Below are 26,890 nucleotides of genomic sequence, written 5' to 3' on the forward strand. Positions count from 1 at the left end.
CTTTGCATCCGCAATACAGAAGCATGGTCCGTTCGTCTATCGGTTAGGACGCCAGGTTTTCATCCTGGTAAGGGGGGTTCGATTCCCCCACGGACTACAAGTTATATTACATATTGAAAAGTTTCCAAACTTAGGAGAATTATGGTCCGTTCGTCTAGGGGTTAGGACGCCAGGTTTTCATCCTGGTAACAGGGGTTCGATTCCCCTACGGACTACAAAATTAGTTGTAAATAAGTTTTGTAAAACAGAAATTGGTGTCTCGGTTTTTGTTTTATTAGTTAAAACCAAAGTGATTGTTTTTTGCAATTGTGGGAGGTTTTTCTTTTTTAACTAGTATTTATAATAATTATTACATCTAAAATTAAAAGAAATGGCAAATCATAAGTCAGCATTAAAAAGAATCAGAAGTAACGAAAAAAGAAGAGTTCTTAATAGATATCAGCACAAAACTACTCGTAATGCTATCAAAGCATTAAGATTAGCTACTGATAAATCTGATGCGACTGCAAAATTATCAACTGTAATTTCTATGATTGATAAATTAGCTAAAAAGAACATCATTCATGATAATAAAGCTTCTAACTTGAAGTCTAAATTAACTAAACACGTTGCTAAATTGTAATTAAACAATTTATCTAAATTATATTAAAGTCCTCTTAAAGAGGACTTTTTTTGTTTATATCTGTAATGAAACTCCAATTTTAAATATATTAAGATTGGAATTTTGAGTTTTTTAGTATTGAATTTATTTGTTTTATGAATTAAAATAGTTATCCCATTTTTTTCTTTAAATATTCCAGCATCGCCTGTGTAATTGGTTTTGAAAGAAAATCTATTATAATAGGATATTTTTTTGCTTTGGCAAGATCTTCAGGATCTATAGTGGATGACAGTACAATTACTTTTGCACTGTTGAATTCAGAATAAGCTTGAGAAGTAAAATGATCTAGAAATTCCCAGCCACCCATAACCGGCATGTTTAGGTCTAGAAAGATTAATTCAGGTTTCTTACTGATTTTGTTGTTGTATTTTAAGTTGTTGAAATGGCTTAAGGCCTCTTCACCATTATGAGCGCTAATGACTTCTTGGGAAAATGAAGATTTTGCGATTACTTTTTTGCACAGCATTAATGTGATTGGATCGTCATCTATACATAAAATCTGCTCAAACATATATTAGTTTTTAAATGTTATAGTAAATGTTGTTCCTTTATTGACTTCGCTGTCAATGCTGATTGTTCCTCCCATCGTTTCTACCTGTGATTTTACCAAATATAAGCCTAATCCTTTACTGTCGGGATAATTGTGGAATCTTTGGTATAGTCCAAAAACTTTATCGCGATTTCGTTCCAAGTCAATCCCAATTCCGTTGTCTTTAAAAGTTAATACAGCTTGATTGTCAATTTGATCAGCAACTATTGAGATTTTTAACTTCCTATTTTCAGATTTATATTTTATTGAATTCGTTAATAGGTTAAGTAAAATGCTTTCAATATAAGCTTTGTTAGTATTAAGAAGCGGAACTTTGTCAAATTTTAATTTAATAATAGGTTTATGTAATTCTATTTGAAAAGATAATTGGCTGAAAACATTTTCAAAAACTTCTTTTAAAGATACTTCTTCTTTCTGCATCGAAGGGTTATCTTTAATAATGATGACCTTTACAAGATCGTTAATGGTTTCATTTAATAAGTGAGTCGATTTGGTAAAGCCGGCTAGAATTTCTTTCAATTCTTCATCTTCGATTGGAATATCTTCTATTAAATTTAAAAGTCCAATTAAGTTAGATAAAGGTGCTCTTAAATTATGCGAAGTGATATACGAGAACTGTTTTAGATCTTTATTGTTTTGAGTCAGCTCGCGTATAAGGTGTTCTTTTTCGGTTTCCAGTTTCTTTTCATCAGTAATATCTCTTTGAATGGAAATCCAGTGGGTTATAATACCTTCATTGTTAAAAATAGGAATCATGGCAAACCGAACCCAGTATTCTTCCTGTGTTTTGGTGTAGGTTATGGTTTCAATTACACACTCTTCTTCATTTTTAATGGCTCTAAGGAGTTTTTTTAATTCCTCCGAATCAGATTTAGGGCCTTTAAAGATGTTGGCAGATTTTCCAATTATTTCATTAGATCTGTAACCAGACATTTGAGAAAAGGCTGGGTTAACATAAACAATTCTCGGGATTTTACGGTCAACGGAGTTGGCTTCGGTAATTAAAATAGAATCTTTAGATTGAGTAATTACTGTTTCTAGAAGTTTTAATCGCTGTTCTTCTTCTTTTTGTTTGGTGATGTCCTGAATGGCTCCAATCATTCTGATCGCTCGTCCGTTTTCATCTTTCAATAAAAATCCACGGTCAAGAACATATTTGTAAGTTCCATCGGCACATCTAAAACGGTATTGATCCTGCCATTTTTCTGTTTTTTGTTCAATGAAAGAATATAATTTAATCGACATTCGAATGCTGTCTTCCGGATGAATTTTGTCAAACCACCATTTTGAAGTTTTTCCAACTTCTTCTGGTTTATAGCCGAAAACACTTTCAATTCCCTTGTTCCAGTTGATGCTGTCTTCTGGAATTTTCCAATCCCAAATAGTATCACTAGTCGCTTTTGCTACTATGTCATACTTTTCATTTGATTCCTTAATTTCTTGATTGGTTTCCTGCAGTTTTTCAAAAACAGAAATATTTTTATTTTCATTTTTAGAAAGTATATATTTGAAAATAAATCCAGTAGTTAAAATAATAAAAGCGTCTTTCAGAAGAAATAAAAAGGAATATTTTGGTTCAAAAAAGTACTTAGTAATTATGTTGTGGCCTGCTGCAGCCACAATTAGCGATATGATAACGTAAACAAGAGTAATTTGTATAGTTTTACTTTTCATCACTCAAATATAGTTAAATTAACTATAACTATACAATAAGAAAAGTTCATTTTGGCACCTAAATTAACACTGGATTAACGAACTAATTACTTGGATATACGCAAACTATCGCAGAAACGTTTTTTTTATCAAAATAAAGTGTACTTTTGCACCCATTAAAAAACACAAATGGAATCTATTAGAAATATTGCAATTATTGCCCATGTCGATCACGGTAAGACCACTTTGGTTGATAAAATTATGTATCACTGTCAATTATTTCGTGAAAACGAAAATACAGGTGATTTAATCCTAGATAATAATGATTTAGAGCGTGAGAGAGGTATTACTATTACTTCAAAAAACGTTTCTGTTCAATATAAAGGAACAAAAATCAATATTATCGATACTCCTGGCCACGCGGATTTTGGAGGTGAAGTAGAACGTGTATTGAACATGGCTGATGGTGTTTGTTTGCTTGTGGATGCTTTTGAAGGTCCAATGCCGCAAACGCGTTTCGTATTGCAAAAAGCGATTGACTTAGGTTTAAAGCCATGTGTGGTTATCAATAAAGTGGATAAAGAAAACTGTACTCCTGAAGAAGTTCATGAAAAAGTTTTCGACTTAATGTTTGAGTTAGGTGCAACTGAAGAACAATTGGATTTCCCAACTGTTTACGGTTCTGCTAAAAACAACTGGATGTCAGATGACTGGAAAGTTCAAACACAAAACATTGAGCCATTATTAGACATGGTAATTGCAAATGTTCCTGCTCCTAAAGTTTCTGAAGGAACTCCTCAAATGTTGATTACTTCTTTAGATTTCTCTTCTTTTACAGGTCGTATCGCTATTGGACGTCTAGAAAGAGGTGTTTTAAAAGAAGGAATGCCAATTTCTTTGGTAAAAAGAGATGGGAAAATCATCAAATCAAGAATTAAAGAATTACATACTTTCGAAGGTTTAGGCCGTAGAAAAGTTGATCAAGTGGTTGCAGGAGATATTTGTGCTGTAGTAGGTATTGAAGGTTTTGAAATTGGTGATACAATCGCTGACTTTGAAAATCCAGAAGCTTTACAGACAATTGCTATCGACGAGCCAACCATGAGTATGTTGTTTACAATTAACGATTCGCCTTTCTTTGGTAAAGAAGGTAAATTTGTTACTTCTAGACATATCCGTGAAAGATTAACAAAGGAGCTTGAGAAAAACTTAGCGATGAAAGTTGGAGAAACTGATTCTGCTGATAAATTTATGGTTTTTGGTCGTGGTGTACTTCACTTATCTGTTCTTATTGAAACAATGAGAAGAGAAGGGTACGAGCTTCAAATTGGTCAGCCGCAAGTAATCATCAAAGAAATTGATGGAGTTAAATGTGAGCCAATTGAGGAATTAACTATCGATCTACCAGAAAATCTTTCAGGTAGAGCAGTTGAATTCGTTACAATCCGTAAAGGTGAAATGCTTTCTATGGAAGGTAAAGGCGAGCGTATGATTGTTAAATTTAATATCCCGTCTCGTGGAATTATTGGTTTAAGAAATCAATTGCTTACTGCTACAGCTGGTGAAGCTATTATGGCACACCGTTTCATTGGATACGAACCATACAAAGGAGAAATTCCTGGACGTAACAACGGTTCATTAATTTCTATGGAAAATGGAAAAGCAATTCCTTACTCTATCGATAAATTACAAGATCGTGGTAAATTCTTCGTTGATCCAAACGAGGATATCTATGAAGGTCAGGTAATTGGAGAAAATACTCGTAGCGATGATATGACAGTTAACGTTACTAAAACGAAAAAACTTTCTAACGTACGTTCTTCAGGAGCTGATGATAAAGCTAGAATTATTCCAGCTATCAAATTCTCTTTAGAAGAAGCTTTAGAGTACATTCAGAAAGATGAGTATGTTGAAGTTACTCCAAAATCTTTACGTTTAAGAAAAATTTACTTGAACGAAAATGATAGAAAAAGATTTAAAATCTAATACATTTTAAATTTCGATATAAAAAATCCCAAATTCCAATTAAGGAGTTTGGGATTCTTTTTTATGAATTAGTTTGGACTTTAGAATTTCAAACATTGGATTTTTAATACATTATCTTTTCAAACTAAAATGACCTTTAATATTTCGGCCATCTGCAAAAAGTAAGGAAAACCAATAATCATCTGAAGGGAGTGGCTGACCATTGAAAATTCCATTCCATCCTGTACTGCTTTGGTTCATTTGTTTTAGCAATTTTCCGTATCGATCAAAAATAGAAATGGTATAATTTGAAAGAATATTTGAATTACTGATAGACCATAAATCATTATAACCATCTCCGTTTGGGGTGAAAAATCTAGGATAATCAATAACATATACAATGAAAGTATTCGACATACCGCATCCATTTTTATCTCGCGCAACCGCATTATAAATTCCCGGAAGTATTCTTGTGAATTCCGGATCATTCTGAAAAGTGACGCCATCAAGTGAAAATTCATAATCACCAACACCTGTATACTGAATCAAAACAGCATTATCATTACCTGAAAAATCTTTTACCACCGCATCAGTAATAATAGCAGGTTCAGATAAAATAACTTTAAATGTTTTAGTCTTTTCGCATCCATTTACATCTTTTACAGTTACGGTATAATCTCCTGGATTAGTAATTATAATAGAATTAGAGGTTTCTCCGGTGCTCCATAAATAACTGCTGAATCCTGCTGTGACTGATAAGGTTTGATCGTCTCCTTTACATACATATACGGATTGATCTTCAAAATTGGGTGGATCAAATGTATTGACAACCAAACTTACAGATGTAATGGCATAGCAATCTGAACCATTAACTATTCTGGCATAAATGGTTTGATGGTAAGCAGTTGTATTTTCAAAAATATTAGGAAGTGGATTTGTTTCGGATAATGCGTCATCTGCTGTTAAATAATAAACTGCTTTAAGTCCCGCAGGAAGTCCTGTGATGATTTGAGGAGTAACTTCTCCATCTAAATCAAAATGATAAAGTCCATCTTGAGTTCCATCACCGTCGCAAGTACTGATTGGATTTGGATTAGGAACTGCTGTATTTGAGATTTGAAGCGTAACTTCTGCAATTTTGTAACAGTCAAATTGATTTTCTAATCGAGCATAAACAATCTGATTTGCAGTTTTATTGATGTAACTTTCAGGAGTTGCAATTGGATTTGTTTTATTTTGAGCGTCAATGAATGTTTCATAATAACCTTCGTTTGAGATGCTGGAAACATTATTTTTAACCATGTTATCAACTTTATTGATGTTGATAATAGAAAATCCGTCATTATCATCGTCACATTGAACGATGGTTGTATTGGTAGAAAGAATTTCAGGAGCATAATCTATTTGTATCTCCCCAATTAGAGTACAGCTAGAAGGGCTCAACGTAACTTCAACACTGTATTTTCCGCTGTCTGTAACAGTGTAAGTTGGAGTAGAAGCAACCTGTACATTATTCTTAAACCATTTATATGAATATGCTGGAGATAACTTTGGATCTAATAAATACGTATCGCCATAACATAACGGATTAGCATTAGAAGAAGTTCTATTTGGGCCAAAATCAATTTTAGATGCAAAACTTCCGGCTTGTAAAAAAACAGCCGAATCATAATACCTGTTTTTGTCATCGGCAATAACCAATTTTATATGATAGGTTTTTCCTGCTGTAACATTGGTTTGTGCATTCATAACAACTGTCTGGCCCGCATAATTTACTGGACTCGAATTGTTATTTAAACCATTAAAATAATGTTCATTGATTGCAGGACAGCCATCATAACGGTCGTCATTTGGAGCAATTCCTCCTTCAATTTTTGGACGTACATTGGTAGAAGAAAGCGGAGTTGAAGTGTTGGGTAAAACTGCTAAGTTCTTATAAGGTTCAGAAGTTCCCACTTCTTTAATTAAAAAAGCAAATCCATCTGAATATTCGCAGGGATAAAAATATTGATATTCGTTTGAAGCAAAAATATAATTGAAACTTAAAAAATCAGTAAGTGGTACAAAATCAAATTCTATTGAAGTAGCATTTATAGAATTAATACCCAAAATTTGATTCAAATCTGTATCGCCAACCCAAGCCGGATTTCCTCCGCCCATATCACTAAAATAAGGGCCAATTGCTTCAGTACTTGTAGAGGTAGTTAAAATGATGCCTTCTTTAAAAGGAAAATTACTTGTTCCTGCACTAAAATAAGCAAAACTGTTTTTTCCGGGTGTGTAGGTATCTCCAATTCCCGTTGTATTACTAACAGCAGCACATGAGCTATTTACTAAAACATTCTCAACGAGCTGCTGTGGTGTTCTTTGATCGTCAATTGTTATTGCTTGTGCCTTTACCTTTACAGATAAAAGACAGAGCAATAATAAAAGTATAAATCTTTGTAACGAATCCATAGTATAACAAATATACTATAAATCCCGACTCTTTAGTAGTTTGTAAGAAAAGTAAATAAATAAAAATGTCCAGACTGATACGATAATAACGGCAGCATAATCAACTCCATATTGTCCGTCTAAATCAACTCCCATTTGCGAACTGATATTTCTAACAACAGAAAGACGTGGGCCTGGATTAACAATTAAGTTAGACATTGATTCTAAAGGAAGAAACTGTGTGATTTTATCGCCGGTGTTACTATCTGGGAAAATTTTAAAAACTAAAATTCCTTTGAAGATTCCTTCAAGAATGCTCCATACCAAAAGAAAACCTAGTGCAAAAGCAGAACGTTTTACCAAAATTCCTAAAAACAAACAGAAAGAAAAGAAACCTGTAAGCTTTACGAAAAAGGCTAAAAGATAATCCAAATCACTGAATATAATTCCAAACTCAGTATACGATGAAAAGCTTAAACCCAGTAATAAACTCATTATAAAAACAAAAACAGTAGAGCAGAAAGCAAATACAACTACAGTGAGAAATTTCGAAAGAATGAATTCTTTTTTGCTTAAACCGTCAATTAAATTTTGTTTTAAAGTTCCGTAACTATATTCATTGGCCATCATAGAAACAATTACAATAGCAAGAAAGAATTTTAGCCAAGCAGCAACATAAGTATTAAAATGCCAGATAAACGGAAAATTAAAAATTCCCATTTCGGCAAGATGAAATTTAAAAGGGCCAATGTCGAATTTTATCGAAGCTATTAAGGCAATAAACGAAAGTAAAATGAAATATGTGAGCGTAAGAACACGGCTGGCTTTGTTTTTCCAGATTTTTTGTAATTCTATTGAGATAAGTCTTTTCATGGCTTAGTTGGTTTTTGAAGTAGTGTTTTTGGTTAAGGCTAAAAATTGAGCTTCCAGGCTGGTTTTACGTTTTACCAGATGACTTAAAACAATATTTTTTGAGAATAAAAACTGGTTTAATTCTGAAGCAGCAAGATCAGATTTTAAGTAAACCAAAACCTTTCCTTCTTCCTCCGTAATTCGGTCTATAGCCGAATGATTTTCCAGAGCTGATTTTAAAAGAGTATTATCATTTGATGAAATTTCAAAAAAGCCTTCGTTAGCCGACATCGCATCAACGGAACCTGAATATAAAATTTCACCTTTTCGTAAAACCACTACATGCGAACATACTTTTTCTACTTCATCCAGCAAATGCGAAGCCAGTAAAATGGTAGTTCCCTGAGCTGCAATTTCTTTGATGATGTCACGAATCTGGTGAATTCCCTGCGGATCTAAACCATTTGTAGGTTCATCTAAAATTAAAATTTCTGGATCATTTAAAAGTGCCGAAGCAATTGCCAGACGTTGTTTCATTCCTAAAGAAAAAGTGCTGAATTTTGAATCTTTTCTTTCGGTAAGACCAACCAAATCAAGTTTTTCAATGATTTTAGAATAATCAATACTTTTGATTTTACAGACAAGTTTTAGATTTTCTTCTGCTGTCATGTACGGATAAAAGTTTGGGCGTTCGATAATCGCGCCTACTTTTTTCAAAGCTTCATGAGTTTCTATTTTTCCATCAAACCATTTGTAATTGCCTGAGGTTTTATTAACAACATTTAAAACAATTCCTAAGGTTGTAGATTTTCCACTTCCGTTAGGACCTAAAATTCCGTAAACGTGACCTTTTTGTATAGAAAAAGATACATTTTTGAGCGCCTGAATACGTCCGTATTTTTTGCTGAGATTCTCGATAGTAAGTATGGTTTCCAAATTTATTTCGGTTTTAGTTTTTAGTAAGACGAATCAAGTTCTATATTGTTACGTTAAATTTAATTTTCTCTAAATTTGTACTAAAGATATTCAAAATGAGTGAACCTTTAATGGTGTTAAAGAAACCTTCTTATCCTTTAACACAACCACTTTTAAGTTATTTGGAGAGATTTGAACGTATTTCGAAAGTTTCGATTTTTTACGATGACTTATTACGCTTTTCCGGTTCAATCAATGTGTATGATAAAAATGACAACGATACTTTATGGATACGGGTGTATTACGGCGAATTTGAAAGAGATGAAATTGATTTAAACTTAAAAAAAATCTATTCTCTTCTGCATTCAGATGGAAACAGCGAAATCATTCAATATCTAAATGTTGATGCGATTGATTACTGTACTTTCGGAAATTCGAAACCTTTCCGAATCAAAGTCCGAAATATTCTCAACGATAACTACGTTCATTTCTACATTAAAAAAGCAGATGCATCTAGAATTTACGGACTTGAATTAGAAGATATTCTTTCGCCAGATAAAATCAACTTTTTAGTGTATAATGATACATTAATTGAAGAACATATTATTGGGATTCCAGGCGATGTTTTTATGGATACATTATTGGATAAATGTACCGAAATGGAAAAAGCCCAGATTGCCAAAGAGTTTGTAAAATTCAACGAACGTTGTATGATTAGGCTTTTAGGAGATATGCGAGCGTACAATTATGTAATTGTTCCTATTCATGATTTTGATCAAGTAGTCTATAAAATCCGTCCGATTGATTTTGACCAGCAGTGTTACGAAGGAAATTTTAAAGTATATCGTCCGCAGTTTTTTAAAGAAAATTTTCCAATGATTCAGCTGATTAAAGAAAAATTGGAAGAACGTTCTATTATTCAATACAAAGATGAAGAAAGAGCGATTTTAGCAAAGCGTATTCACTCCGCCGAAACCAGAATTAAAAAATTACTGAATATTATGTGCCACGATACCATTTCGACTCAGGAGCATTTAAACCAGTTAAAAATGGAATTGTACCGATATACCAATGATATGAAGTTTAAAAATGCTAAATCAATGGGACACATTATGCATGCTGCGTTTGAGTTTATTACCCGTAACTTTAAGAACACAAACCTAGTGTAATCGATCTAAACTTATAAGACATAAATTTATGAAAAAGACCTTTTTAATAACCGTTTCAATTGTTTTATTAGCCTGTCAGCAGCAATCTGGTTCTGATTTAAAAGAGCTGTATTCGCTTCCCAAAAAATTAAAAGAAGTTTCGGGAATTACCTATTTTCCAGAAACCAAACTGATTTACACTTTAGAAGACAGTGGCAATAAAAACGCGATTTATGCTATTGATTCAAAAGGGAAACTGAAAAGAACTATAAAAATTGAAAATGCTGCAAATGTTGATTGGGAAGATATTACCAAAGACAAAGCAGGAAATATTTATATTGGAGATTTTGGAAATAACGATAACGAACGCAGAGATTTGTGTATTTATAAAGTGGCCAAAAATCAGTTGAATAAAGATCAGGCTTCCGCCGAATATAAAATTTCATTTTCGTATCCGGAACAAAAAGAATTTCCGCCAAAGAAAAAAGAAATGTTTTTTGATGTAGAAGGTTTCTTTGAGCAGAATGGTTATTTCTACCTTTTCACTAAAAACCGAAGCAAAGGTTTTGATGGAACTGCTTTTATCTACAAAATTAAAAATGCTGCAGGAACTCAGAAAGCAGTTAAAATTGGAGAATTTAAAACCTGTAATAATTACAATCACTGTGTACTGACAAGCGCGACAATTAGCCCAGACGGAAAAAAAGTAGTTTTATTAAGCCACGATAAAATTGTTTTATTTAAAGGTTTCAAAGGAGATTTATTCCATAAAGGCACACAAACTGAAATTAGCCTAAATCATTTCTCTCAAAAAGAAGCTATCGTTTTTAAAGACAACAACACTTTGTTGATAGCTGATGAAAAAACAAATAAAATAGGAGGAAAGGTTTATGAGTTTGCTCTAAGTCGCTAAGGTTCTAGGCACTGAGGTACTAAGAAAAGATTAGCCACGAATTCACGAATTTTACTTAAATTATTCGTGAATTCGTAGCTAAAAACCTTTGTCACTTTGCAGCTTTGTTCCTCTGAACCTAAAATTAAAAACTATATGCCGCTCCAAAAATCACCCTTCCAACTTCATCAGGAGATTTAAAATAAGATATTCTGGCTGTGATTACGTTGATTGCATTTAACCAAAGTCCGCCACCGTAATCCTGATGCCATTTTCTTGAATTTTCACCATCAAGCCAGATTCTTCCGTAGTCGAAACCACCCAGAATTCCGTAAGTCATTGGTGCGACAGTTTTTCTGATTTTTCCAATACTTAAACGCAAATCAGAACTTTGAGAGAAGTACGAACTTCCTAAGAAACGCTCATTTCTAAATCCGCGTAAATCAGTATCGCCGCCCAGAGCAGCACCTTGATAAAATTCGTAGTTATTATTTAAGATTGCTTTTCCTTTAAAATAAGTAGCCAAAATCAATTGTCCGTTATGATCAATTTTGTGCGTAAAACCTAAAACACTTTCCAGAGTAGGGAAGTTCTTTTTAGTTTCATCAAGATTGGTTGTCCAAGTTCCGGCAATCATAAAATGAATTCCTAAAGTTGGTTTTGCAGCAAAATCGGCATTTTTAAATTGATATTTTACTTTTAAACTTCCAAAATTCTGACTATCAAAAATATCAGGATTTACAATCCCTGGAATATTAATAAATCTATTTTCAGTATCTTCAACTGTCATTCTTTCGAAAATAGGCTGAATACTAAATTCACTTCCATATCTTCCAACGTGTCTTATCGCGCCAGAAGCATTAAATTTTCGAATTCGGACACGATTATAATCCATTCCCACTTCCTTATTATCGTATGTGGTTTCGTTTCCGTAACCAAAATAATTCATCGCAAAATTTGGAGTCGTGTACAATGATTCAACGTCAATTACCCATTTTCCTAACAATCCAGGAAAATGTGCTGCATAATTAAACTCTAAACCGCCAGTTGCAAAATAATAAAAAGCATTTACTATGTGTCTTTGTGTATACGGATTCTGTTTGAAATTATTAACCGTATAATTTAAATTAATACCCACTTTTACCCCATCATCAGGATTGAAACCAACATTAGGAAGTCCAGAAATCACATTGTATTTTGGTCTTTCATAATTGTACAAATTGACATCATAATCATCTGTCAACTGAGTCTGTGTTTTCGAATCAAGATTATACGTGTTTTCTTTTGATTTAAAATCATACACAATTACCTTTCTTCCGTTTTCGATTGTATATGTATCATTGTTCTGACCACCAATTAAACGGATTTTAATTCTGGATTTCTCATTTCCTTTTACCTCAAAAACATCATTATCATCCAAACCATAAATCCATAAGTTTTTAGTTTTAGCATCCGTTACATTTTTGGTATAAACCAATTCATCGCCTTCTTTTTTAACTCTGAAAACCTGAATTTCAATTCCTTTTTTCACATTATGATTCAAAACAAACTTGTCTTTTTTGTCTGTTCCCGCAATCATAACCGTTTTGCTCAAAACATCAGAATAACGAACCGCATATTTTTGAAGATCTTTTTTCCTGTTTTTTAGTTTCGCTTTGATTTCGTCAATTGTTGCGTCTTGAACTTCTTTCGGCAGATTTTTAAAAGCAGTATCAATATCGCTGTCGCTTAAATTTTCCTGAATGTATTTCGCTTGTTCGATCCAGTCTTTTTCTGTTGCGGTTTTCAAAAATGCTAAATCCATAGGATAAGGTTCTCTGCTCAGCCATTTTACATTGTCAATTTTGTATTTGAAAGTTCGCATATGACGAAGCGCCGGAATATTCATTAAAATAGAAAGCAAAGCTCCATCGTATTTTACAAAAGCCTGATCACGATCTCGCGGAATAGGTCTGTAAACCACTTTTCCATTTTCCTTATATTCTGCCCAACGCCATTGATCGCTGTGTCGGTCCCAGTCACCCAAAAGCATATCAAATAAACGTGCCTTGATGTATTCTTTTTCATCAACCACATATTTTTCATCTTTATGAAGGTTCAGCATCATATCATCGGTGCCAATAATATTAGTTGGTTTTCCGAAGTTTTTCCCATCAAGATGATTATCTGCCGGTCTTTCTTCAACCATATACAATTGATCGCCAAAACCTGCATTAAATTCACCCAAACCATTTTGTTTTGGAATATAATACAAAATAGGATTTGTGTGTCTTAAGCCAATTTTATCAGACATACTTCCAATTGCAAAAGAAGAATAGGGATGTGAAGTCGTATAAAAATCAAATAAGAAATCTTCAGCATATGTCTTTTCAAAATCGTTTACGACATATTGATCTTTAAACGCAACCGACTGTAGAAAGACAGTAGCGCTTTTTTTCATAGCACGCATAACATATTCTCTACCCTGTGGATCTGACATTCGTAAAGAAACCGACTGATGTCCGCCGCCTTCGTGAATTGGTTTTAATCCGCCTTTTAAAGTATCTACTGTTGCAGTTGTAGCTTCAATTGGCATACTGTAATATTTTCTGTAATGCTGTCCGAATAAAAATTTGTGAAACAAACTTTTCTCCGTCATTTTTGGAGAATAGATTGAAGTTGTCACTTTTGAAGGGAAATTATTTGGAATATCAGAAGCCCAGTTGATTTCTTTCGCTTTTATGATTTCACGCTCGAAAAGCATTTTTTCTTTATTGTTTTCATTTCCAAAAAAATTAACTTTAGCATCACCAGTTTTGTATAAAGTTAAAGTGGCGTATCCATTTCCACCATACGAAAAATCAAACGGATTTATGGCTCTTGCCGCTTCTGATTTTGATCCCGCGCCGCTGATAATCTGCTGAATATTTTCTTTACTGATGTATTGTAGATTATGATCGTGTCCCGAAACTACAATTACATTTTTCTGCTTCTGCAAAAGCGTCTTAATTCTTTTGGCATAAATTGTATATTGTTTATTCTGAATATCCTGTGGACTTACTCCGGAAGTTTTTCTCAATAAATTAATAAAAGATCCAATTACAGGAAGCGGAATTTTTTTCTCTAAAGGGAACAATTGTTTTTCTAATGAAAATTGTCCGCCGTGAGTTCCATTGCTTAATAAAGGATGATGAATGGCCAAAACAACTGTTTTCTCCTGATTTTTATTTAAAATACTTTCCAGTTCATCAAAGAAATCTTCGCGAGTTTTAATTTCGCAGTTATCATTTATAGTAGGGTGATCGTCCCAGTCTTCCAGGAACCACTCGCTGTCAACAGTTATTAACGCAGTAGTACTATCAATTTTTACATCTTCAATAGGACAGGTTTTTCTTGGCAGAAACGCTTTTTTATCATTTAAATATTTGGTCACAAAATCGGCTTGTTTTTCAAGACCTTTTATGCCGCTGTACCAATCGTGATTTCCGGGAATAAAAATGGTTTTACCTTTAAAACCTTCTGCTATTTTTAATTGGTTAGTCAATTTTGTTTGAGCTAAAGCCTTGTCTTCGGCATGTTTATCAGCAGGAAAACCTTTAGGATAAATGTTATCTCCTAAAAAAATAAGTGTCGATTTTTTATTGGCTTTTTTAAGTTTTTGATGTAAAAGATCAAGCGTTTGTTTGGCCTGTTCTTCATCAGCATTTCCAGCATCTCCAACCAGAAAAAACGTGTGTGCAATTTTTAGGGTATCTGTTGCGTTTTCTGTTTCGTTGGCGCTGACATTTTTTCCATATTGCGGCTTATGCGTTGCACAGGAATAAACAATGAATAGTGCCATTATTGCTGCTAAATAGTTTTTAATCGTAGCAATAAAATGATTATCCAAAAACAATTTCATAATTTAGTGGTATAAAAATATTCTTTATGAATCTAATAGAACAATCCGAGGATTTCGTCAGTAATTTACTCAAAGATAAACTTTCTAATTTATATTCTTATCATAATTTTAACCATACTTTCACCGTAGTTTCTGCGGTAAAAGAGTTGTGTAAAAAAGAAGATGTAGTAGGCGATGATAAAGAGGCACTTTTGGTTGCCGCTTGGTTTCATGACACCGGATATGTGAACGGATACGAAGACCACGAAGAGAAAAGTATTAAAATCGCTGCTGATTTTTTAAAAGAAAAAGGAAAATCTGCGGAGTTTATTGATAAAGTTTCGGGTTTAATTCTGGCTACTGCTAAAGAATATCAGCCCAAAACTCATTTGGAAAAAATCATTAAAGATGCTGATTATGCTCATTTAATGGGAACCGAATATACTACAACCTGCGAATTGCTTCGATTGGAACTTAAAAACACAGGAATTGTAAGTTTTACAAATGCTGAGTGGACAAAAGAAAACTTGAATTTTCTGTTGAACAAACACCGTTTTTATACTGATTACGCTTTGAAAAAATGGCAGCCTTTAAAGGAAAAAAACCTGCTTTTGATTCAGAAAAAAATAAACAAACAGGAATTGAAAGCCGCTGCAGCGATCGAAGCAGAAAACAAAAAGAAAGGCAAAGACGAAAAACCAGAACGCGGTATTGATACTTTGTTTCGCGTTACACTTGGAAATCATACACGATTAAGCGGCATTGCCGATAGTAAGGCTAATATTCTATTGTCTGTAAATGCGATTATTATTTCTATTGCACTTTCTACGATCATCCCAAAATTAGATAGTCCAAAAAATGCACATTTAGTGGTGCCGACATTTGTTATGCTGATGTCAAGCGTTATTACGATTATTTTTGCGATTCTATCGACACGACCAAAAGTAACTTCGGGATATTTTACCCGTGCTGATGTAGAAGCCAGGAAAGTAAATTTGATGTTCTTTGGGAATTTCTATAAAATGCCTCTTGAAGATTATGATTGGGCCATGAACGAAATGATGAAAGACCGCGATTATTTGTATTCGACCATGATAAAAGATTTGTATTATCTTGGGTTGGTATTACAGCGAAAATATAACCTACTTAGAATTGCTTATAATTTATTTATGTTCGGAATTATTATTACAGTGATTTCGTTTGTAATTGCTTTTAAATCAATTTAAGTTTTTGAAACACATAGAAACATAGGTTTTTGTTTGTGTAAAAGAATATAGAAAGAAACTAATTTCTAACACATAAATCAAAATATTTAAGGCTTTGTCGAAGTTTAAACTTTGACAAAGCCTTTTTAAATTTTAAAGAAATCACTATGTTTTTTGAAAGCTCAATTATTTAGTTGAGCTCATCTAATAAATCCTGATAAGTTATTTTTTTTACTGTAGAACTTGTCGTGTTATTAATCACTTTGACACGAATTGCTCGTAAACCAGAAACTCCCTGAAGATCTTCGACTTCAAATTGTTCAATTGAAGGCTCAAGTATTTTCTTGTGCTGCAGATATTTGATATATTTTAAATATTCTGCTTCTTCGCTGTTTTGAGAATATACAATAGTGATTTTCTCTTTTTCAGTAATTCTTTCGTTTGTTCCTTTAATGTTCGATTTGTCAATTCGTTTTTTAACGACTTCATATCTGGCATTGTAAGTTCCGTCAACATCAAAACGTTTTTCATCCATTCTGAAACGGATAGAAAGCGGCTGGCTGAACACTAATATTAAAGAAGTCACATCCAATTCGTAAGGAAGCGATTCTTTAAGCTGATGATGTTCTAATTCCATCTCGCATAAAGTCTGTAACTGCCACAAACGAAGATTATGTAAATACATAATATCGAATGGTTTCGTTGGTGAAATCGAAGATCCAATGTACAAATTATGTTCTACACCATCGGTTTTAAAACGCTCATAATAATGCGGATAAATCTGTTGTGCTTCAACTTGTTTTTTATCTAAAACAGTAGCCAGTCTTTTATTGATAATAGACATGGCATTATCAAATTTCTTTCTTTCCTGATAAAACATTCCCGTTTTTTCGTCCAGACTTTCAAAATACAATTCTTCTAATTTTTCATTTTTAGCATTGCCTTTGGTGTTTTTCAGGATTGGGTGAATTTCTTCTTCAATATAACGCTGAATATGTTGCTCCGTATCAGCTTTTAAAGGGAAATCAAGTTCGCTTCGAAGTGATTCCAATTCGAATTTACGTTGTTCCAAAAGAACCAGATTTGAATTTGGTTTCTGATTATCAAAAATTTCCAGAAGCGCTGTAAGTTGATTTTTTAAATCAATTTTAACCGTTTCATTTCGATGTTCAGACGAGCTTTTAATGTCGATTTGTCCATATAATGGAAAAACATTTTTAAAGACAATTTCTTTGAAAATATAATCTTTCGTATGATTTATATTTTGGAAATAATTCTGAGATTCTTTTTTGAATTTCCAATACACACTTGGGTGAATTGTTGTGTATTCACGCTGAATAATCGCTTCAATCTGATGCTGCATATCAGTATTATAACGATCAATAGTATCGGTTAAATACGGTAGAACCAAATCTAGTTTTGTAGCGTTGACGCTGTTTAAATCTCTTGGGTTTTCTGAAACTAATTCAACGATTCCTAATAAATGATCGTCTTTGATGACAGGTGCAAAAACACAGCTTTGAATACCTTGTTTCAGCAAATGTTCGCCAAGTCGTTTGTTGTTAGATTCTTCGATGAATTTTTTGACATTCGAAATCACAAAAGGTTCTTTATTATCCAGCAGATTTTCAAATGAACATCCAAAAAATGCATTTTTACAATCCATTTCCTGATCTGATTTTAAAAGATAACTTTCCATGTGATTATCAAACTTCATAGGTCTGATAAACTTTTCTTCTTCAGGATTGTAGATTATAAAACCAACTTTTAAACTCGGAATCTTAAAGATAGATCTAAAGATGTTTTCTACAATATCTGTAGAAGTTACTCTCGAATTATCTGGTTTTAATAAGTTACTTTTTAAAGTCGAAATAGCGCTTTCTGTAGTTGCGTCAAACAAAGAAACAATTCCAAAACCTTTTAAAATCCAGCTTCCAGGAGGAAACTTTGATTTCCATAATTCTATGTTATTGTAATTGTCAATTAATTGATCAATATCATTTTGAGAAAGTTCAACTGATTTTTCGGTTGGAATAATCTCCATAAAATCAGCATTGTACATAATTCGGTAATGTCGTTCTACGCCTTCTTCATCTGGAATATCATAGAAAAAAGGTTTGTTAAAATCTATATTTTGATTGTAGTGATACGCTAATATCAAACAACAGTTATTAATATAGAATTGATGATCGTCGAAATCACGAATTTCCATATAAAATTCATCTCCCGCATTACGCAGAATTTTTTTGAAACGCTCTGTATAATTGAAAGAAATATTCTGAAATGGAATTGTAATTGCTTTTATTTCGTTGTGAGTCAAAGCCGTCGGAAATAAATCGGCAGCGATATTTTTAATTAAAGCTTCATTTTTTCTGATCGTAGCAAGATCACGAATTCCAGTTCTAAATTCTGGAAAAGCTTCAACTTCTTTTAAAATGGCTTTGGCATAGTTAGATCGGTAATCTACATCAGATAAAGCAATTTCTTCAAAGGATTCAATTAGTTTATGAAATGAGATTATCGTTTCGAAAGGACTTTCTTTGGGTACGTGTCGATCCATCTGATAATTTTTTAGGTTACAAAATTAAGCATAAATTAAGAATGTGCGACATTTTATAATTTGTTTCATTTATAGTTCTATAATCAAAGTCCTTTGTTTGTAAGGCTTTGTAAAAGGCAATAATTATTTTAACTAAATATTAACATTGCTAATAACGGAACGATCGTTCCGTTATTATATCTTTGTACCATAATAATTAAATAATCAATAACTTAATCTAAAATAAAAATGAAAAATTTAGAAAACAAAGTTGCTATAATAACAGGTGGAAACAGTGGAATAGGATACGCAGCAGCAGCTGATTTAGCAGCAAAAGGGGCAAAAGTAATTGTAACAGGCAGAAACAAAGAAGCTTTATCAAAAGCCGAAACTGAATTGGATGTTACTGGAATCGTAGCTGACCAATCTGATTTAAAATCGATTGATAATTTGGTTGAAGAAGTAAAAGCAAAATTCGGAAAAATTGATATTGTATTCCTAAATGCTGGTGTTGCTTCTTTTGCTCCAGTAGAACTTGCTCCAGAAGATCATTATGATACGATTATGAATGTAAACACAAAAGGAGTCTATTTTACCGTTCAAAAATTATTGCCAATTTTAAATGATGGTGGTTCTATTATTTTTAATACTTCGGTAAATGCGCATCTTGGAATGCCAAATTCAAGTGTGTATGCAGCAAGTAAAGCAGCAGTTTTATCTTTTAATAAAGTGTTTGCTGTAGAGTTAGCACCAAGAAAAATCAGAGTAAATGCGGTTTCTCCTGGTCCAGTTGAAACTCCGCTGTATGGAAAATTAGGTTTGCAAAAAGAAGAAATAGAAGGGTTCGGAACTGTTTTGGGTGAGAAAATCTTATTGAAACGTTTTGCTCAATCAGCTGAAATTGCCAAAACAGTTTCGTTTTTAGCATCAGATGATTCTTCTTTCATAACAGGAACTGAAATTGTGATCGATGGTGGACTTACTGTAAATGCTGTTGTATAATTTTTTTGACTAATTCAGGAACGATTGTTCCGTATTTTTGTATCTTTGTGTTGAATTTTAATTTAGAGATCATGGCTAGAACGAAAGAATTTAATGAAGATCAGGCTTTAGATAAAGCAATTGAAATTTTTTGGCACAAAGGTTACAACGGAACTTCGGCTCAGGATTTAGTAAATCATTTAGGATTAAGCCGTTCTAGTTTATATGATACTTTTGGAGACAAGCAAAAGCTTTTTGTAAAGTCATTGAAACGATATCAGCATCAAAACCATGAGATACTTAAAGAATTTTTGGGAAATGCTGAAAACATAAAAACGGCTTTTACCGAAATTTTCAAGCAAGCTGTTGTAGAAAGTCTTCAAGACCGAATTACAAAAGGTTGTTTTATGGTAAATTCTGCTGTTGAATTAGCGATGCACGATTCTGAAATTGGAAAGATTGTTCTTGACAATCAGAAAACAGTTGAAGATATTTTTTATCAAGCCATAAAAAAAGGACAGGAGTCTGGACAAATTTCCAATAAAATGGAAGCTCGATCTTTAGCTCGTTTTATCTTTAATAATTATTCGGGAATCCGAGTTTTGGCTAGATCAGGCGAGAGAGACAAACAAGTTTACGATGATATTTTAAAATCGATTTTCGCTTTGTTTTAGAAAATCAATTGTAATAAAAAACGGCAGTTACATTTGTAACTGCCGTTTTCTGTTTTAGTAAGTAAGTAATAGAAAATGAAAACTTCTTAGCTTTTTTCTTCTTTATTGAAATACACTAAGTAGTAATACATTTGTTTTTCTTCATCCCAGCCTTTTTCAACAAATTTTTCTGCACTTTCAGGATTGATGAAATCCATTTTAATCTGAATGTGAGTATCCAGATTAATTACATTTTTAATCGATTTTCTAGCGTCGGAAACTGCTGCGTTGGCAATAGGGAATGAGGTAACATCTTCGATGCTGTATTTTTCTCCTTTATCAACTTTATAGTTTTTAAATTCAGGGATCAAATCAGGATTGTCTAGTACTTCATTCAAGAAATTCTGCTCTTCAAACTGATCATTTTTAGCGAAATAATTCACAGATCGGTTCATAAACATTACTTCCTCTTTCTTGTCTTCAGCTGGCAAAACCACGTCTTTTGCGAAGTTTTGACAGAATTTTAAATATTTTTTAGTGATGAAATTTTCATCTTCAAAAGCATCAACAGATAAAAAGTGCTCTAACCAGTAACGCGCGTCGTAACGGTTGCTGTCTACAGTCAGGATTTTGTATCCTTCTTCTTTTTTATAGTTGAAAATCAAACATCCTTTATCAAGTTTACTCAAGTTGATTCCTTGTTGTAAAATCATTTCAAGATTGCTTCCGTTTTCTTCAAACTGTAAAAAGTCTGCTTGCAATTCGCTTTTAAAAATTCCAATTGCATCCACAACATTGTTATCAATACTAAGATTGGTCAAATAGGTTACATAAACCTCTCCGTTTTTAATGTGCGGGTGATTTGACTGCTCGTATAAATGCTTCGTAATTTGTTTAGAAACCTCATGAACATTAGCCGGATTCGTGAAAATCTCAGTTGCAAATTTAAACATGTCGTTGTAATCCAAGTCCACTTCGTGTGCAAACTGATAATAGTTTTCTTCTTTTTCTCTAAAAGGCTTAAAAAAGAATTCTTTTATCAAAGGAACAATCTCATCATTTAAGTTAAATGGTTGCTCTGATAAAAAAATAGCCTCATTACGGCTTTTGTTTCCTACGCGGTGTATTGACAGCGTGTCGATGTGGGTGTTGAATAAATTTATCATTTTTTTCTAGGTGCTGAGGTTCTAAGATGCTAAGGTACTAAGGTTTAGTTCTATCTTTTACTTTTTTTATAAAAGAAACTAACATTCTTTCTACTTCACGACTATCCTCGTATAAGTTGTTAAAATCCTCTTCTTTTAAGTAGGATATATTTTTTGCAATTTCTAATTGTGTCTGCATTTCGAATAGAGATCCGACAGAAATGTTTAAAAAGCGTAAAAGATCTTTATCACTTTCTCTTCCAAATCCTTCTGCAATATTACTGGGAATAGAAATTGAGCTGCGTCTAATTTGGGAAGTTAATCCGAAGATTTCTTCTTTTGGAAATTTGTTTGTTAAGGAATAAATTTTGGTAATTAAGGTCATCGATTTTTGCCAAACCAATAAAGTTCTAAAATTGCTCATTTTAATATTTTTAATGAATAAAATTAAAAATAAGAAAAATCTTTCAAAATTAAAAACTTAGAACCTTAGCATCTCAGAACCTTAGAACCTCAAGTTAATTCCAATTCTCCTCAAACCCATAATCTTCGAAGCTGTCGTCGCCTTCAAACATATCAAGATCGTCTTCGTCTAGGTCGTCTTCAAATTCTCCGTAGATATCGTTGTGCATATCATCTGCTTCGAAGTTTTTTTCTGTTGCTTCATCTGGCATTTCACCATGAGAAAATAAAGTTTCTGGATAAGTTGCTCCAACAGCTTCTTCTTCGATCGCGGCCAATTCAACAAGGAATGTCCACATGCTAATGAAATCGTAAACGTAGATAATTTTTGTATTTTCTTTATCTAAAATACTAGATAACGGATAATCGTTCATGGTTCTTATTTCGCCAGGAACATCTCCTGTATCAAAAAGAGGAATTTCATCTTCTTGATTCCAAGTTTCATCACAAGTATAAAATGAAGCCACTTCTGATCCGTCAAAACCAAAAGCATTTAAGATTGCATTGTGTAAATCCTCAAGAGTATCGTCTTCAAGAATTGCAATGTCTCTGAAAATATCTTCTTCGGCGTCTAGAATTACTCTAAATTTATAAACCATAATCTTTGTTTTTATTGAGAGGTCAAAGGTAAAATATAAAAAACGAAATACGAATTACGAATCGTGATTTGTTGAAAAGATTTTAATCTCTTGTTTTTCTGTGTTTTAATTGCGTTTGATCCTGCAAGATTTTTAAAACCTTGTAGGTCTCTGGATAGTTCAATAAAGTAATACCTACAAGGTTTTGGAAACCTTGCAGGAAAGAATTTGAAACTGAAAATTATTTCCTAGCCAATCTTTTTCTAAGCTTATGATAATGTTTATGATAATGTTTATGATAAGTGCTATGACTTGGATAGCTTCTGCTTGAAGTCATATTATTAAAAATCAAAGCGGTTAAAAATAAGATTAAAACGCCAATAAGGACAGGCGAAATCACATACATATAACCTAACGCTTTTATTTGGGCAGAACCTGTAACTGCAATTAGAGCCGTAGCACCTCCGGGCGGATGCAATGTTTTAGTAATCTGCATGAATATAATGGAAAGAGAAACAGCGAGCGGAGCAGAAATATAGACAATATCTGGCACTAGTTTGTTTACACTGACTCCTATAAAAGCTGAAATAAGATGACCGCCAATTAAATTTCTGGGTTGTGAAAATGGACTTTGTATAATGCCATAAATCAAAACACTCGAAGCGCCAAAAGAGCCAATTAAATAAACGACATCACTACCTGTAAATTGTGAAGATTCGAGATAGGCTAATATCCCAATTCCGACGAAAGAACCTAAAAACGACCAAAAGTGTTCTTTATAATCAATTAAAGTTTCCTTGTAAAGGATATAACGTGTTTTGCGGTAGCTTCTTTTTATTTTTTCAGTTGGCATAATTATTTGATTAGACTTGGCGAATAACTGTATACAGTGTAAGGATAAATGGTTTTTGCGGTGTATTTTGAAATTAAACAAACGGCTAGAATTGGTACAAACAAAGTATAATCGTTTGTTAAGCCACATACTAAAAATATAGCAGTAAAAGGTGCATGAATACTGGCGCTTAAAACGGCTGCCATTCCGAGAATCATAAAGTTAACGGGAATTACATTTACATGAAAAAAGCTGTTTAAAACCGAAGCCAGCAATAATCCTAAAAAAGCTCCAATAAATAGACTGGGCGCAAAAACACCCCCATCACCTCCAGAAGCTAATGTAACTGAGGTTACAATGGGTTTTAAAATTAAAATTGCAATAAATGTTAATGTTAAAGTTAGCGTTAATTGTATTTGAGAAGTTTCGAAGATTTGTTTAATCGCATGATATCCTTCGCCATATAACTGTGGGAAGAAGAATAATGAAATACTTAAAACGATAGAACCAATTAGTATTTTATAATAATGTCTTTCAATTTTAGAAAACTGTGATTTGAAAAATAGCACACAACGGGTTAGGTAAACTGAGTTTATTCCAGCTAAAATTCCCAAAAGAATGAAGTACGGAATTGCTTTCAAATGCCATGTTGTGATTGAAACGGCAAATAAAGGTTCTTCTTTTAAAATAGTCAGCAAGCCAAAAGTAATTGCAACTGCTATTACATTAGAAATCATAAAAGCTCGTGTTACTTTTCTTGAAATCACTTCAAAAGCAAATAAAATCCCGGCGATTGGACTGCTGAAAAGTGCGGTAACTCCCGCTGCAACTCCCGCACAAATCAATTCGGTTTTGTATTGGCGGAAAACATTTTCTTTTTCGTGAGCAACCGAACCAATTGTTGCCGTAGCGACAACTGTAGAAACCTCGATTCCTGTTGAACCTCCAAAAATTACGGTTAATAATCCGTTTATAAAGTGAGATGGAATTTTATAAGAAGGAAGATTTTTAGATTTTGATCCCGTACTTTCAAAAACTTCTTTGATGCCTTTGTTTTCTTTTTTCTTAAAAAGATATTGTCTTAAGAAATAAATTACGGATAATCCAAAAACAGGAAAAAGAATATAAAATAATGGATTTACCGATACTTCATGAAAGAAGATTTCTTCGTAATATTCAGTTATTTTCTTTAGTGAAATTCCGAGAAAGGCAGAAAGAAAGCCAATTAAGATAGAAACAATAACTAATTTTCGGAATTTGATTAATTGATGATTTTTTTTGATTTGCGCCGTTTTATTCATCACTATGTATTTCAAAATCGCGTTTTTTGCGGATTACAAAATTAAGTATGAAATTCGGTTTTTTAATAAAAAATGGCTAATAAAGTGTGTTAAAATCAAGAAAACAGGAAAATTCTTTCGTGTATTTTACTTGGCAAAGTGATGAGAAATTGCTCGCAAAGTCGCGAAGACGCAAAGTTTTTTAAATAAATTCTTTGCGACTCTGCGACTTTGCGAGATTATAAAAGGACTTAATTATCTCTCGTAAAACTCTATTGGAAGCAAATCAGGATCGGCAATAAAAGTGAAACGCTTTTCAGTAGTTTCATCAATTCTAATCGGTTCAGATTCGATATTTTTTGAAGTTAGAAAAGCAACCGTTTCATTTAGATTTATGACTTCAAATGCCAGATGACGCAAACCAACAGCTTCTGGACGTGAAGGCCTTTGAGGAGGATTTGGAAAAGAAAACAACTCGACAACATACGTACCGTTTAAAGCCAGATCTAACTTATACGACTGGCGTTCTTCCCGATAGATTTCGCGGATAATCGTTAAACCTAAAATCTGAGTATAGAAATGTTTCGATTTTTCGTAATCAGAACATAAAATGGCAATATGATGGACTTTATTAAGAGTAAGCATTATTTTTGGTTTTCAGGTTCCTGATTTAATTTTCGAATTACTTTTGCGGGATTTCCAACTGCCAGCGAATTATCTGGAATATCTTTTGTAACAACAGATCCCGCTCCAATAACACAGCCTTTTCCAATAGTTACGCCAGGACAGATAACGGAATTTCCGCCAATCCAGCAATCGTCTCCAATGGTAACAGGATACGCATTTTCCAAAGATTTTCTCAATTCAGCGTCAAGCGGATGTGAAGCGGTGTAAATTTGAACATTTGGAGCAATAAATACATTTGAACCAATATTGACAGGAGCGCAATCTAAAACGACACAGTTTACATTGAAATAAACGTTTTCTCCGCAGAAAATATTATAGCCGTAATCACAATGAAACGGAGGTTCGATGTAAAATCCAGGACCTGTATTTGGGATTAGTTCTTTTAAAATTTCTTTAGCTTTTTTGGTAACTCTGTATTCTTTTACATTAAGGCTGTGAAGAAGATTTTTAGCGTTTCGGCGCCCTTTTACTAATTCCGGATCAAAAGCATTGTAGTATTCTCCGGAAATCATTTTTTCTTTTTCTGTTTTCATATTAGGTATTACATTTTCGTCTTGGCGATCTTATCGTGTATTTTTGTGATTTCCTGCAAAGCTGCAGAAGAATACCAAGGCGTTAATTCGGCTTCGAGTAAATTGGCTTTTATTGCCGGATCAGTGGCAACAAGAGATTTGGCTTCGTCTATAGTTTCGACATTAAAAATATAAATGCCGCGGTAGTTTCGGTCGTTTTTCATAAATGGTCCAGCCACAACTAGTTTTCCTTCTTTGGCTAATTTATTAATATTCGCCATGTGGCCTTCAAAGAGTTTTTGGGTTTCTTCTTTTGATGCTGTTGTGTTGGTTCCTGATTTTAAGAGACAGAAGACATATTTTTTCATTCCGTATTCATCCGCATGAAGTGATTTGGCTAAAGTTTCATCATATTTTGCCTCAGTTTCTTGAGAAAAACCGATTACATTCATAAGTAGAAAAGCTAATAATAAGACTGATTTTTTCATATGAATATATTTTATATTTCGTTTTTTAACCTTCTGTATATATTTACTTCACTACTTGTTGCTGTGGTAAAGTAATTTCCATCATATGAAAAACCATATGCCTTTAACTCATAATCATGGAAAATTCTGAAACAGTTTTGAGTTTCACTTTCTAGATATATGCTTTTATAATTTGGAGAAAAGATTAAATCGATAATTGGCCATTGTGTTGCCATAAATTCAATCGAATCACCAAACTTATTTGAGAAAGGAAGACCGCCGCCATCAACTCCGCCAACTGCTATTTTTTCATCAGAAAGTTTGCCAATTCCCATTGTCCATAATTCGTATGTGTTCATCCAATCCCAGCTGTCATCATAATCTCTTTCAATTAATTCAAATTTAGAACAATCGATTAAGCCTCTTCCTTGACTTGATACAACCAAAAGCATTTCAGGATTTTTTTTTGAAAAACCAACACTGTTTAAGCCGCCAATTGCGAATGTTTCTTTTTTCCAACCAGTTGGAACTTCAGCTTTTATTGTTTGATCAACTAATTTTTGAAGTCTTAATCTGTTTTCATCATCTGGATTGCTTTTTTTGCTGAAAAAATCCATT

23 protein-coding genes and 2 tRNA genes are annotated in these 26,890 nt (G+C 33.1%); 9 read left to right on the plus strand and 16 right to left on the minus strand.

Features of this window, described 5'->3' with window-relative positions; all coding sequences use genetic code 11:
- The first annotated feature begins 25 nt into the window (after positions 1-25).
- The 3 genes from P2W75_RS17970 (at position 26) to rpsT (ending at position 622) form a co-directional block, all read left to right on the plus strand.
- A tRNA-Glu gene (locus P2W75_RS17970) sits at positions 26-97 on the plus strand.
- Between the two features lie 46 nt (positions 98-143).
- Positions 144-215 (plus strand) — tRNA-Glu (locus tag P2W75_RS17975).
- 155 nt (positions 216-370) lie between these two features.
- Positions 371-622, plus strand: coding sequence for a 30S ribosomal protein S20 (rpsT, locus tag P2W75_RS17980; RefSeq protein WP_089052957.1), 252 nt, complete (start codon positions 371-373; stop codon positions 620-622).
- Between the two features lie 148 nt (positions 623-770).
- On the opposite strand, the gene P2W75_RS17985 is transcribed toward rpsT, so the two are convergent.
- Together P2W75_RS17985 and P2W75_RS17990 are read right to left on the minus strand one after the other, a co-directional pair.
- Complete coding sequence (locus tag P2W75_RS17985) at positions 771-1,172, minus strand: response regulator (RefSeq protein ID WP_207295088.1); 402 nt, start codon at positions 1,170-1,172, stop codon at positions 771-773.
- Positions 1,173-1,175: 3 nt separating this feature from the next.
- Positions 1,176-2,885 carry a PAS domain-containing protein gene (locus P2W75_RS17990; RefSeq protein WP_276381537.1) on the minus strand — a complete coding sequence of 570 codons (1,710 nt, stop codon included), beginning with the start codon at positions 2,883-2,885 and terminating at the stop codon, positions 1,176-1,178.
- A gap of 168 nt (positions 2,886-3,053) precedes the next feature.
- On the opposite strand from P2W75_RS17990, the gene typA reads away from it, so the two are divergent.
- Entirely contained in the window at positions 3,054-4,850 is a 1,797-nt protein-coding gene (gene typA, locus P2W75_RS17995) for a translational GTPase TypA (RefSeq protein ID WP_207295090.1), read from the plus strand.
- 111 nt (positions 4,851-4,961) lie between these two features.
- Here the strand turns inward: typA and P2W75_RS18000 are convergent, their stop codons facing one another.
- The 3 genes from P2W75_RS18000 to P2W75_RS18010 are packed head-to-tail and all read right to left on the minus strand — an operon-like array spanning position 4,962 to position 9,053.
- On the minus strand, positions 4,962-7,286 hold the full coding sequence (locus tag P2W75_RS18000; RefSeq protein ID WP_276381538.1) for a T9SS type B sorting domain-containing protein: 2,325 nt from the start codon (positions 7,284-7,286) through the stop codon (positions 4,962-4,964).
- A 15-nt stretch (positions 7,287-7,301) separates the two neighbouring features.
- Positions 7,302-8,138, minus strand: coding sequence for an ABC transporter permease (locus tag P2W75_RS18005; protein WP_207295092.1), 837 nt, complete (start codon positions 8,136-8,138; stop codon positions 7,302-7,304).
- 3 nt (positions 8,139-8,141) lie between these two features.
- Positions 8,142-9,053, minus strand: a complete 912-nt coding sequence (locus P2W75_RS18010) for an ABC transporter ATP-binding protein (protein WP_276381539.1) — start codon at positions 9,051-9,053, stop codon at positions 8,142-8,144.
- A gap of 95 nt (positions 9,054-9,148) precedes the next feature.
- On the opposite strand from P2W75_RS18010, the gene P2W75_RS18015 reads away from it, so the two are divergent.
- Entirely contained in the window at positions 9,149-10,201 is a 1,053-nt protein-coding gene (locus P2W75_RS18015; RefSeq protein WP_207295094.1) for a hypothetical protein, read from the plus strand.
- 28 nt (positions 10,202-10,229) lie between these two features.
- The gene (locus P2W75_RS18020; RefSeq protein WP_276381540.1) at positions 10,230-11,093 is read left to right on the plus strand and encodes an SdiA-regulated domain-containing protein; all 864 of its coding nucleotides are present in this window, start codon (positions 10,230-10,232) and stop codon (positions 11,091-11,093) included.
- 124 nt (positions 11,094-11,217) lie between these two features.
- Here the strand turns inward: P2W75_RS18020 and P2W75_RS18025 are convergent, their stop codons facing one another.
- Positions 11,218-14,952: a metallophosphoesterase gene (locus tag P2W75_RS18025; protein WP_276381542.1), complete on the minus strand. Its 3,735-nt coding sequence runs from the start codon at positions 14,950-14,952 to the stop codon at positions 11,218-11,220.
- Between the two features lie 26 nt (positions 14,953-14,978).
- On the opposite strand from P2W75_RS18025, the gene P2W75_RS18030 reads away from it, so the two are divergent.
- Positions 14,979-16,157 (plus strand): Pycsar system effector family protein, encoded by a 1,179-nt coding sequence (locus P2W75_RS18030; RefSeq protein WP_207295097.1) that lies wholly within the window; start codon positions 14,979-14,981, stop codon positions 16,155-16,157.
- A gap of 169 nt (positions 16,158-16,326) precedes the next feature.
- Here the strand turns inward: P2W75_RS18030 and P2W75_RS18035 are convergent, their stop codons facing one another.
- Complete coding sequence (locus P2W75_RS18035) at positions 16,327-18,696, minus strand: GAF domain-containing protein (RefSeq protein WP_276381543.1); 2,370 nt, start codon at positions 18,694-18,696, stop codon at positions 16,327-16,329.
- 228 nt (positions 18,697-18,924) lie between these two features.
- On the opposite strand from P2W75_RS18035, the gene P2W75_RS18040 reads away from it, so the two are divergent.
- Positions 18,925-19,677 (plus strand): SDR family oxidoreductase, encoded by a 753-nt coding sequence (locus P2W75_RS18040; protein WP_276381544.1) that lies wholly within the window; start codon positions 18,925-18,927, stop codon positions 19,675-19,677.
- Between the two features lie 71 nt (positions 19,678-19,748).
- Positions 19,749-20,330: a TetR/AcrR family transcriptional regulator gene (locus tag P2W75_RS18045; protein WP_207295100.1), complete on the plus strand. Its 582-nt coding sequence runs from the start codon at positions 19,749-19,751 to the stop codon at positions 20,328-20,330.
- An 86-nt stretch (positions 20,331-20,416) separates the two neighbouring features.
- Here P2W75_RS18045 and P2W75_RS18050 read toward each other — a convergent pair whose 3' ends face one another.
- The 9 genes from P2W75_RS18050 to P2W75_RS18090 form a co-directional block, all read right to left on the minus strand.
- Positions 20,417-21,475, minus strand: a complete 1,059-nt coding sequence (locus P2W75_RS18050) for a nucleoid-associated protein (protein WP_276381545.1) — start codon at positions 21,473-21,475, stop codon at positions 20,417-20,419.
- Positions 21,476-21,512: 37 nt separating this feature from the next.
- Complete coding sequence (locus P2W75_RS18055; RefSeq protein WP_276381547.1) at positions 21,513-21,878, minus strand: four helix bundle protein; 366 nt, start codon at positions 21,876-21,878, stop codon at positions 21,513-21,515.
- A gap of 94 nt (positions 21,879-21,972) precedes the next feature.
- Positions 21,973-22,515 (minus strand): hypothetical protein, encoded by a 543-nt coding sequence (locus tag P2W75_RS18060; protein ID WP_276381548.1) that lies wholly within the window; start codon positions 22,513-22,515, stop codon positions 21,973-21,975.
- Positions 22,516-22,735: 220 nt separating this feature from the next.
- Complete coding sequence (locus P2W75_RS18065; RefSeq protein ID WP_276381549.1) at positions 22,736-23,347, minus strand: HPP family protein; 612 nt, start codon at positions 23,345-23,347, stop codon at positions 22,736-22,738.
- Positions 23,348-23,349: 2 nt separating this feature from the next.
- Positions 23,350-24,627, minus strand: coding sequence for a chloride channel protein (locus P2W75_RS18070; RefSeq protein ID WP_276381857.1), 1,278 nt, complete (start codon positions 24,625-24,627; stop codon positions 23,350-23,352).
- Between the two features lie 234 nt (positions 24,628-24,861).
- Positions 24,862-25,251, minus strand: a complete 390-nt coding sequence (locus P2W75_RS18075) for a VOC family protein (protein ID WP_207295104.1) — start codon at positions 25,249-25,251, stop codon at positions 24,862-24,864.
- Positions 25,251-25,826: a sugar O-acetyltransferase gene (locus P2W75_RS18080; protein ID WP_207295105.1), complete on the minus strand. Its 576-nt coding sequence runs from the start codon at positions 25,824-25,826 to the stop codon at positions 25,251-25,253. The genes P2W75_RS18075 and P2W75_RS18080 overlap by 1 nt, the downstream gene beginning before the upstream one ends.
- Before the next feature lie 8 nt (positions 25,827-25,834).
- Positions 25,835-26,293 (minus strand): YciI family protein, encoded by a 459-nt coding sequence (locus P2W75_RS18085; RefSeq protein WP_276381550.1) that lies wholly within the window; start codon positions 26,291-26,293, stop codon positions 25,835-25,837.
- Between the two features lie 11 nt (positions 26,294-26,304).
- Positions 26,305-26,889 (minus strand): hypothetical protein, encoded by a 585-nt coding sequence (locus P2W75_RS18090; protein ID WP_276381551.1) that lies wholly within the window; start codon positions 26,887-26,889, stop codon positions 26,305-26,307.
- Position 26,890: the final 1 nt, after the last annotated feature.

Source organism: Flavobacterium sp. H4147 (assembly GCF_029360735.1).
Lineage (GTDB): Bacteria > Bacteroidota > Bacteroidia > Flavobacteriales > Flavobacteriaceae > Flavobacterium > Flavobacterium endoglycinae.